Here is a 9,050-nt window from a genome sequence, read left to right as displayed (position 1 = left end):
TTCCTCAGAAGCTGACGGCCTGCGTCGTGCCGTCGGTCAGGGTGATTTCGACATAGCCCGCCAGGGCTCGGTCTGTGAAGCTGGTGAGCGTGCACCGCGCACTGGCGACCTCGGGAACAGTGAGGGCCGCGCGCTGGACGTTCTCGCGCACGAGAGCAAGCGGCGGTCGGTGTCCCAGGATGTCATCCCAGTACGGGACCCCCGGCGCCTTGTTGTAGAACAGCTCGCCCTTGAAGAGCTTGATGGCGCTGGCCACATCTTGAGCGACCGAATAGGGATCGGACGCCATCGCGATGTTGCCGGCTGCGTCCAGCACAAAGTCCCAGGCCGTACGATCCAATAGCAACGTGTTCAATTTGGCGTCCCCGTGTTCGAAGGCCCACTCTGCACGCCAGAGTGGGTATGAGTCGAACCCACATCCTTGCCGTTATTGCGCAGCGTGCCCAACGTGTCCATATTGCCCTGCCAGGTCGACGTGCCGCCGAACGAGCCAGAACCTTGCTGCACGGTGCCGTTGAGGACGATTTGCGGAGAATTCAGCGCGCATTGCGTGCTGGCGTTCAGTTCGATGTTCGGAGCCTCCACGGTCACCTTGGTGGGCGACACCACATTGATGCCGCCGGCAGTGAATTGCACGTACTGGACGGGCGTGCCGTTCAGCAGGCCTCCCACATACAGGCCGTCGGCCATGTCGTGCGCTCTCCACGATCCGGGATTGGCCTGCGCCTTTGATGCCTTCACCGCCGAGATATCCCGGCTGGCGAACACCGCGATGCCGAGGTCTCCCACTTTGGGATCCAGGATGATCGCATCGGTGCCGCCCTGCAGCCTGAAGTACGGCAGGTGGTGCAGCACCCCGTGAGGCACCGCGTTGCCGGCGCCATCAAGCTGGTTGACCAGCGGTTGAACATCGACGAAGCCGACAGGAGCCAGTCCCCCGGCGTTCGTCACCGCCACTACACGCACAACCGTCGAAGTGCTGAGCCTCGCGAGCGCCTGCCCGATGACGAACATCATCGCGCCGTACTCGTCGCCTCCCTCCGCGGGCCGGGCCTGCCCGGTGTATCCGAATTGCTCAGCCATTGACCTGCCTTTGACATAGGATTTGCGACAGCCACGCTCCTCCAGGAACCTCTGCCTCAAGGGTATGGACGATGCTCACGACGATCCACTCCCCGTGGGCCGCCTCGATTGTGCTGATCACTTGCACCAGGCCGCCAAGCTTCAACTCAGGGGTATAGAGGATCGAGAAGGCGATACCGCCGCCCGTAAAGGTCGGATAGCCGATCAGATTCTTCTGAGGGGAAATCTCCACGGCGTCACCCTGGCGCGCTTCGTTCCTTGGCCAAATCGCCAAGACGCCACGGTCGATCGTGTAGCTGATGCCGGCCGCGCGCGCGCAGGCGCGCAACTGCTCCAGAGCCGTGCCGCAGAAGTACGGGTTGGACAACTTGGCGCTCACTCCGTTGTTTTCGAACGCAAGTTCCATGGCCCCCGCGATATCCGATGCGATCACCGCCACATTCGTCGACCCTCGATAGCTCCGGGCGTTGACCGGCTTCACAGCGTGTAGCGCCGCGGCCAGGGCCACGACGTTGAACACAACCTCCGGCGCGGAGTTGTAATCCGCCCACGCCTGCGAAATCGTCCCCTCATAGACCACGCTGAGCGCCTGTCCCTCGTCACCCGCAGCCACCAGGATCCGATTGTTGCGCCGCTCCGTCATGATCGGGCCGATCACCGTCAGCTTGTTCATCATTTCCTGGCTCAGCCCGAAAATTCGAAGCTGAAGCTGGCTCTGGGCATCCCCGTTGTAGGCGACGACGGCCACGGACACCCGGTAGCCACTCAGCGTGACATCGGGGCCCTTGGTGTCGCCGAACTTGCCTTCCCCCAGGCTGATCGTGACGTCGATCCGTCGCTTGACGAAGCTCATAGCTCAGCCGCCTCCAGATAGGCCAGCACAAAGCGGCCCCCCAGCCCGGTGTACTCGGGGTCCGCGTGCCCGCGCGTGTCCAGAAAGCTCAGATCACCCACGAAGCCGCGGTACGTTTCGCGAACGATCCTAACCCGGTCATGGCACAACGCCGTCGTCACTATTGGCTCATGGTCCACGAACAGGTCCAAATACAGGCCCGTCGACTTCTCGTAGACGTTGATCTGGCAGCTTTGGCCTGCAAGAACAACGCTGAGGGACTGAGACGGCACCGCGCGAAGGGGAATCTGCCTCATTGGAACTCCGTCGAAAGAATCAGCGGTTCGCCCGGCTCCGTGCCCAGCGGAAAGGACTGCACCTGGCCGTTGCTTTGCGGGTCAGCGCCGCTGGCTTCTTCCGTCTCGGCGAACTGCGCCGCCGCCGTCTGACGAATCTCTTCGAGGTACAGCTCAACTATTAGTTGGCTAGACCCGCCACGGCTGTCCCGCGTATACGAGTAGTTCACCAAGTTGGCCGAGGGATACACGATTTCGGGCGTCACCACCGAATAGAGATCCGTGCTGTGAACAATGCGTTCAAGCACGCCCAGGATGACATTTCTCGATGCCATGTCCCCGCTATGCGCCAAGCGGATCGCCGCATCGAAAGGCGTGTCCACCTTGTTGAAGGATGAAAAGCCGCCCTGTTCAACGGGGAAGCTTGACACCCGTCCGCCGTTCCTGAAGCGCAGCCCGAGGAACGAATCAAAGACGACAGCCTGCTGCCCGTCCTCGGTGTACAGCCCCCAAAGGGGAGTACCAAAGAGCAGATCCGCCAGCCCCCCCAACCCGATATTTACCAACTCGGGCAGCGATGGGATCGTTGCCTCACGAAAGATCGCCGGCACGCCGGGAACCTGAGGAACATTCGGGAAAGGAATAAGCGACATCAGTTGAGCCCCGTGTTGGCTTGTTGGACCAAACTTTGGCCTTTACCCATGCCCGCGAGATCACGCACGAGCCCAAAGCCATCCGTCGCGGCCGTCATAACTGTGATAGGCCCGCTAATGTTCGTTTCGCTGGTATTGGTCGTGGTGGAGGTGCTTGTGTTGCTGACGATCTGTGAAGAGGACTGAGCCGCTCGCGCGGCATTTACGGCCGCCATAGCCCCTTGCAGCAACGCATCAGGCAGAACGGGCGTGGCAGCACCTTTCTGGGGTTCTTCTGCATTGCCACGAGGCTTGTCGACTCCTACACGCGGAGAAGGTTGGGCAACGGCCCTCGGCACCGGCTGCGATGCAGATGCGGGCGACGCGGCAACCAAAGTTGCAGGAGCATTCTTCGACGCCGCAGCGTTGGCCAATTTCGCCAGTTCCGTAGCGACTGCCGCGCGCTCTTCGGCCTTCTGCTCCTTCTTTGCCGGGATTTCAAAGTCCAGCGTTACCACCCGACTTGCATCTTCAACAGTCTTGGCAGCCTTCAGCTTGTCGCCGGCCGCCTTATGGGTGTTGCGCAATTCCCAGTTTGCAAATGCATACTGCTGGTCCCGCGTCGATTCTGACAGCGCCACGCCCATCACCTTCTTGAACATGTCGACCCGCTCGTTACGCCATTGAGCGACACCAAAGGCCGTCCCGCTGTCACCTACGGCGCGATGGTCGAGCTTGCCGCCGCTCTCTGCCTGCAGATTGTTGACGATCCCGATAGCCTGCGCACGCGACCAGCCCATCTTTTCGAACTTCTCGATGGCATCGCTGGCGTCAGGTGTCAGAGTGGCATTTGCCCTTTTGGTGGTGGCGGTCGCACTCGCCTCTTTCTCTGCTTCCCGCGCGGCCTTCGGCACAGTCGCCTCGACGCCGATGTCGAGCGCCTTCTTAACGACACGCCCGATCGGCGTATCCATGAACTCGTTTACCCTATCCCCGAACTTCGACAAGCCGGCGAAGAACTTTTCAGCGCCAGTGACCCAGCTCTTCACGGTCTCGTTGATGACCGTCCGATTCTGGATGATCCAGTTGCCGAACTCGATCAGCTTGTCGACGCCGAATTCGAACGCCGGCATCAGGGCGGTTAGCACGTTCACGCCCACGCTCGAAAGCTTGTTCATGGCCGTGTCGTACTTCTGGCGCAGCTGCTCGGCGCGCTGTGCCGCCGCCGCCTGCTCGGCCGCAGGGCCAGACTGCTCCTGCCGCCGGCGCGCGATGCCTTCCGGCCCCTCCTTGTAGAGGTTGAACTGCTGGGCATCCAGGCCCATCATGTTCGCGGCCAGCGCGGCGCGCGCGCGGTCGGTCTTGTAGATCTCGGCGACGATCCGCGCCCGGGCCTGGAGGTAGGTGTTGCCGTCCTTCAGGTCTTCGGTCCTGCCACCAAACTGGAAAAAGGCCGGCAGCGTCTCGGCGGCCATGCCGCGCTTGAACTTGGCGACCTGATCGGCCGATTCCTTCAACTGCGCGGTGATGCCTTCGACCGAGCCGCCGGCGTTCTTGGCCGCGAGCTGCCATTCCGCCAAGTCCTTCGCGCTCATGTTCAGGTTGTCTGACATGCGCGCCAGACTGGCGGTGGACTCGACCGTGCTGGACACGAAGTTCTTCAGCCCCATCCCAGCCGTGAACACAGCCAGGAGCGCCAGCGCCTCATTGCGTACCTTGCTGAAGAACATGGCCGCCTGCTTGCCGCGCGCCTCCATTTCGCGCGCGGTACGGGCGGACTCTTCGCGGGTGTGCTGCAGGGAGTCGTCGACCTCGGCGGCTCCCTGCTTGAATCCCTTGGCATTCAGCCCCAGCGTGACAACCAGGGCATCAATGACGGTTGCCATGCCATTACCTCACTTTTGTCATGGCCTGCTGGTTGTTCGCGTCGACCGCGATCACCTCCAGCAGGTTGTAAAGGTCCTCGGCACCGTAGACCGACTGCAAGTCGTGCAGCAGGCCCGGGTGCCGAGAGATCACGGCGCCGACGTTTCTGGGGATGTTGGCGTACTGGATCAGCCGCGGGCCGCCGCCTGCCCAGGCTTGGAGCCCGAAGTCGATGGGGCGACGGCCATAGAAAAATCCATATGCAGGCCCAGCACTTGCTTGCGCAGGGTCAGCAGCGTCCCCACCTCCTCCACATCGTCGGAGATGAGCGGCCGAATCACTCCGGGGCTCGGCTGGATTTGGACGCACTCCATCATCCTGTCCAGCAGGGGCTTCGCGCTGTCGAAGGGCAGCTTGGCGATGGCTTTGATGCCTAGCGCGGCGACACCGGCCAACCCCGCCTCGGCGATGTTGTCCGGAATCTCCACGCCAGCATTCATGAGGGCGAAGAGGGCCCGGCCGGCCCAGTCTTCGGCGTCATAGGCCGAAAGCTCGGTCAACACAAACACCTTGCCCTTGTCGCGCCCCTCGGCACTGATGGTTACCGTTGCCTGTTTGCGGGCCATATCACACCAGCGCCGGAGAGACGTTTTCCCAGGTGATCTGGAACGTCATGGGTTGGAGGATGGCGCGGGCGGTCGGAGCCGGGGGAATCTGCGTCAGGACACCCTTGGTCATCACGAACTTGCGGCCGATTGACGAGATATTCAGCGTGCCGGTGGCGTAGAACACTTCCCGCGCGACCTTCATGGCCGCCAACCAAGCCTCGAAGATGACCATCGAAGGAGAATCCGCCTGAATCGCGATGGTCTGCACGCTCATGAAAGGCGTGTAGCCAGCTGACATGCGGCCGTCCACGCCCATGACGGCCTGAGCCGGCTGCACGGCGTCGAACGCGAACGCATCGTCGGTGGCGTAGCCCTCGATCTTCTGAGGGACGGGGAAGATGCCGCCGACGCCGAGCGTCAGGACGGAATTTGCACTGGTGAGAGTAGACATGTCGGTCGCCCTTACAGGATGGCCAGGGATGCGAGGGTGATCTGCTGGACGGAACCGCCGTCCATGTACCAAAAGGTCATGGGCGGTGTTTCACGCGCGGCGCGCACCTGCGCCGTCGCCGGCAGAATTTGGAGATACCAGCCGCGCGTTTCCAGGGTGCCGGAGATTTCGACTCCGGCCTGGTTATTCACCTGGGCCTTCTGCAGGCTGGACAGCGGCACGCCGGCGCGGATTGCGCCGAAGTTCACCGCAGCGCTCACCGGGTCCATGCACGCCGCGTCGATCAGCGCGTAGCCGTCGGCGTTGTACGGCACCGAGTTCACCTGCGTAAGCAGCGTCATCAGCGCCTGCTGGAACGCGTTGTTCAGCCAGATCTGGTTCACATAGGTGTCCGCCCACTGCCAGTCACCACTGATCTGTCCCGGGTAAAAGAACCGGAACTGGTCATTGCTGGTGGCATAGTCGCCGTAGAAGTTGTAGCCGTTGTCGATCAGCGTCTGGGCGGTCGTCGCATCGGTCACGGAGAACGCCAGGCCCGATTGGCCGCGGAAGGCCAGCGTGATGCGGCCGTTCGTGCGCTCGAAGTCGATGCTGGCGATCGCGCCGAGCACGAAGGCGGCATGCTGCACATCCCTATAGACCGGCACCGATCCGGAGTATTCGTTCGCGGCCACGATGGCGCCCCAGCTCGTGGTGCTGCCCTGCGTGACGGCCTGGACGTCGGTATCCCAGCCCACGTACACGTAGCGGTTGCCCTGGCTGTTCGTCCACGCCGAGAAATCGACCTTGCCGGCCGTGTCCGGCTCGAACGTGGTCATGAACGACGCCCAGTTCTGGGTGACGTCCGTGATCGCGCTCAGGTTGGCCGCCGGCGTACCGGCTGCCGCGCCCTGCGACAGGACCGCACCCGTGGCTTCGGTCAGCTTCAGGCCTGCCGCGATCGTTCCACTGCCGAAGCTGATCGTGCTGGCCGCGCCATCGGTGGCCGACGTGATGACGAAGGCCGAGCGCTGCGCGTCATAGGTGCACGACGCACCGAACGACGTGAAGGCCGCCTGGATAAGCGAGGCCGCGTTCGAAAAGCTGGTTGCGGCCGCAAGCGTGATGGTGCTGGACGTCTTCGGGGTGCCATCGATGCTCACGGTCAGTACACCGGAAAGGGCCTGCAGCTGCGTCAGAGTCGTCGACGCCATGGAGCCGCCGCGCAGGTAGGCCGCGACGTCATCCAGAGGATACTGGGCAAACAGCAGGTCGCCCGGCTTACGCGTCGAGTTCTCGAAGCCATTGAAGTAGATGCCGGCCAGGGTCGCCTCGATAGAGGTCGGGCCGAAGAAGCGCTGCACATCGCGCGCAGTGGCGAAGCTCTGGACGGTACCCACGGGCACCGCGGTGTTGTCGGTCAGGATCAGGCCGTTCAGATCGAGCGCCGATCCGCCGGCGCCGATCACGCCAGGAACTACCTGGACGATTTCACTGGCGGGAATGGACATAGCTTTAAGCTCCGGGTGGAAATTTGGTGTCAACCTCGACGAGGTTGACGTGGAGTGAGTCCGCAAACTGCTGTGGAAGCGTCACGGTGGGGTTGAATTGCAGAATGGCGTCGAAGGACCACCGTTCCGTGTACTGGTTCTCGCCGGTAATGAACGGCAGTTGCTTTGGCTCACCGGCGTACAGAGGTTGCGCGCGGCCCAATTCCCCGAGGAATTCGCAGCCGTACTGGCTCCTGAGCGCGATCGACAAGATCAACGCGCGGTCCTGCGCCTTCTCCCCGTAGCAATCGACCTGGGCCGCCCACTGCGTCGGCCGCGTCAGGGCGCGGCTACCAGAGGTTGGCGTCGGATCGGCATATTTGGTGTGGGGCAACGACAAGCCGACCACGCCCATTGGAGTGACGATGACGTATTCACTGCTCTTGGGAGACGGCACACGGTTGACCTGCCCTCGCACGACCTCACAATCCACCAGCGTGTCCGCGAAGGCGCCCAGGTCGTCGACTAGGGTGTCCTCGGTGATGCTGATCTGCGCGCTCATGGGGTTTCCTCCAGTTGGAGGGTCACGCCCACCTTGCACCAGTCCGGCCACGTCTCGAAGACCGCCGTCACCAGCCAGGTCTGACCATCAAACAGCAGCAGGTCGCCACCTTTGGCTAGAGGCCGCACCACGCCCTGGGTGTCGCCGAACATGTAGACGCTGCGCTGCACGCCCTGGATGTTTTGCGCCTCAAGGTGCGCCACGTCCCTGCCACTGAGCGGCTGGACCTGAAGCTTGGCGCCTTCGGTCGGCAGGTACTTCGGCACCTGCTTGCGGCCCAGCCCCATCTCGTAACCGTCGCTGTAGCGGATCTGCCCGGTGATCATCGGATTCACAGCGGCGATGATGGGGCTGACGATTCCGTGCAGGTTCATGTGTCGACCTCGTAGTCCACGCTGTTCATCATGTGGCCGGTGTCCACCAGCGGCTTATCGAATCCCTTGCGCGCGACCGTCACCGGCGCCAACGGCGGGCTATCGAGCTGTCGGATGGATTCCTGCAGCTGGCCTTTGATGCCTTCGCCCATCTGTCCCAGGGTCTTGTCGATGTCGTAGTCGTTTCTCTTGGCCAAGGCTCCCAGCGCGCGCGGCCAGCCTTTCTGCTTCTCGGCGATCATGGCGCGGAAGAACGGCCTGGGCGGTTGGTTCTGCTCTGGGCGCCCGAACTCGTTAACAGCCGCGACAAGCGCGACCGGCGTACCGTCCGGATAGGTGGCGTTCTCCAGAAACCCCGTACGCAGCGTCCCGCCGTCCCCGGCCTTGTCGGCTATTTCCTTCAGCCGCGCTATCAGGGCATCACCGCCCTTAAAACTTAGGGACGCCATGGCACGACCACCGGAAGCGCGTAGCCGGCCGGCGCGGGCCGATAGCGGCCCACCCGATACTTGGCAGTGGCCTCCCAATACTGGGCGCCGTAGCCGGTCTGTGCGTACCACTGCGCCGAGCCCGACGCCACGTTGTACTCGGCCGAGACCGAAACCGACCCTTCGGTAGCGCTGTTGATCCGGCCCACTAGCGGCCGCGGACCCTGGCCGTTCTCGCCGTAGGTCAGTGCCGCGACGTGGGCGGTAAGCAGGTACAGGAGCACCTTGCGCTCGTCGACGTCGCAGACCACGCTGCTGTCCTTGTTGCTCAGGTACAGCGTGGCCATGTTGAAGGCATCGTTCAACTGCGTATCGCTGAGCGTGGCGAAGGACGGGTAGACCTGCCGGAACTCAGCGGGATCAAAGACGACGACAGCCATGGGCCGCTC

At 62.9% G+C, this 9,050-nt stretch carries 14 protein-coding genes; all 14 read right to left on the bottom strand.

Annotation, left to right across the window (positions count from 1 at the left end; translation table 11 throughout):
* Window positions 1-4 precede the first annotated feature (4 nt).
* Genes DXK93_RS18755 through DXK93_RS18690 form a run of 14 tightly spaced genes read right to left on the bottom strand, consistent with a single transcriptional unit; the run spans window position 5 to window position 9,041 of the window.
* Window positions 5-355: a hypothetical protein gene (locus tag DXK93_RS18755; protein WP_119450825.1), complete on the bottom strand. Its 351-nt coding sequence runs from the start codon at window positions 353-355 to the stop codon at window positions 5-7.
* The gene (locus tag DXK93_RS18750; protein ID WP_119450824.1) at window positions 352-1,083 is read right to left on the bottom strand and encodes a Gp138 family membrane-puncturing spike protein; all 732 of its coding nucleotides are present in this window, start codon (window positions 1,081-1,083) and stop codon (window positions 352-354) included. Before DXK93_RS18750 ends, DXK93_RS18755 begins: the two co-directional genes overlap by 4 nt.
* Window positions 1,076-1,936 (bottom strand): hypothetical protein, encoded by an 861-nt coding sequence (locus DXK93_RS18745; protein ID WP_119450823.1) that lies wholly within the window; start codon window positions 1,934-1,936, stop codon window positions 1,076-1,078. The genes DXK93_RS18750 and DXK93_RS18745 overlap by 8 nt, the downstream gene beginning before the upstream one ends.
* Window positions 1,933-2,232, bottom strand: coding sequence for a hypothetical protein (locus DXK93_RS18740; RefSeq protein WP_119450822.1), 300 nt, complete (start codon window positions 2,230-2,232; stop codon window positions 1,933-1,935). Before DXK93_RS18740 ends, DXK93_RS18745 begins: the two co-directional genes overlap by 4 nt.
* Window positions 2,229-2,864 carry a hypothetical protein gene (locus tag DXK93_RS18735; protein WP_119450821.1) on the bottom strand — a complete coding sequence of 212 codons (636 nt, stop codon included), beginning with the start codon at window positions 2,862-2,864 and terminating at the stop codon, window positions 2,229-2,231. Before DXK93_RS18735 ends, DXK93_RS18740 begins: the two co-directional genes overlap by 4 nt.
* The gene (locus DXK93_RS18730; protein ID WP_119450820.1) at window positions 2,864-4,729 is read right to left on the bottom strand and encodes a phage tail tip lysozyme; all 1,866 of its coding nucleotides are present in this window, start codon (window positions 4,727-4,729) and stop codon (window positions 2,864-2,866) included. The genes DXK93_RS18735 and DXK93_RS18730 overlap by 1 nt, the downstream gene beginning before the upstream one ends.
* A gap of 4 nt (window positions 4,730-4,733) precedes the next feature.
* A complete protein-coding gene (locus tag DXK93_RS18725) occupies window positions 4,734-4,862 on the bottom strand; it encodes a transcription elongation factor GreA (RefSeq protein WP_233564570.1) in 129 nt (42 codons plus the stop codon).
* A gap of 35 nt (window positions 4,863-4,897) precedes the next feature.
* Window positions 4,898-5,335 carry a hypothetical protein gene (locus DXK93_RS18720; protein WP_119450819.1) on the bottom strand — a complete coding sequence of 146 codons (438 nt, stop codon included), beginning with the start codon at window positions 5,333-5,335 and terminating at the stop codon, window positions 4,898-4,900.
* A 1-nt stretch (window position 5,336) separates the two neighbouring features.
* Window positions 5,337-5,768, bottom strand: a complete 432-nt coding sequence (locus DXK93_RS18715) for a hypothetical protein (RefSeq protein ID WP_119450818.1) — start codon at window positions 5,766-5,768, stop codon at window positions 5,337-5,339.
* Between the two features lie 11 nt (window positions 5,769-5,779).
* Window positions 5,780-7,258, bottom strand: coding sequence for a DUF3383 domain-containing protein (locus DXK93_RS18710; protein ID WP_119450817.1), 1,479 nt, complete (start codon window positions 7,256-7,258; stop codon window positions 5,780-5,782).
* A 4-nt stretch (window positions 7,259-7,262) separates the two neighbouring features.
* Window positions 7,263-7,799, bottom strand: a complete 537-nt coding sequence (locus DXK93_RS18705; RefSeq protein WP_119450816.1) for a hypothetical protein — start codon at window positions 7,797-7,799, stop codon at window positions 7,263-7,265.
* Window positions 7,796-8,173: a hypothetical protein gene (locus DXK93_RS18700; protein ID WP_119450815.1), complete on the bottom strand. Its 378-nt coding sequence runs from the start codon at window positions 8,171-8,173 to the stop codon at window positions 7,796-7,798. Before DXK93_RS18700 ends, DXK93_RS18705 begins: the two co-directional genes overlap by 4 nt.
* Entirely contained in the window at window positions 8,170-8,622 is a 453-nt protein-coding gene (locus tag DXK93_RS18695; RefSeq protein ID WP_119450814.1) for a hypothetical protein, read from the bottom strand. Before DXK93_RS18695 ends, DXK93_RS18700 begins: the two co-directional genes overlap by 4 nt.
* Window positions 8,610-9,041, bottom strand: coding sequence for a DUF4054 domain-containing protein (locus DXK93_RS18690; RefSeq protein WP_119450813.1), 432 nt, complete (start codon window positions 9,039-9,041; stop codon window positions 8,610-8,612). The genes DXK93_RS18695 and DXK93_RS18690 overlap by 13 nt, the downstream gene beginning before the upstream one ends.
* Window positions 9,042-9,050 lie beyond the last annotated feature (9 nt).

This window comes from Achromobacter sp. K91, from assembly GCF_003576205.1.
Lineage (GTDB): Bacteria > Pseudomonadota > Gammaproteobacteria > Burkholderiales > Burkholderiaceae_B > Achromobacter > Achromobacter aegrifaciens.
This window is presented reverse-complemented; position numbering and strand designations above follow the sequence as displayed.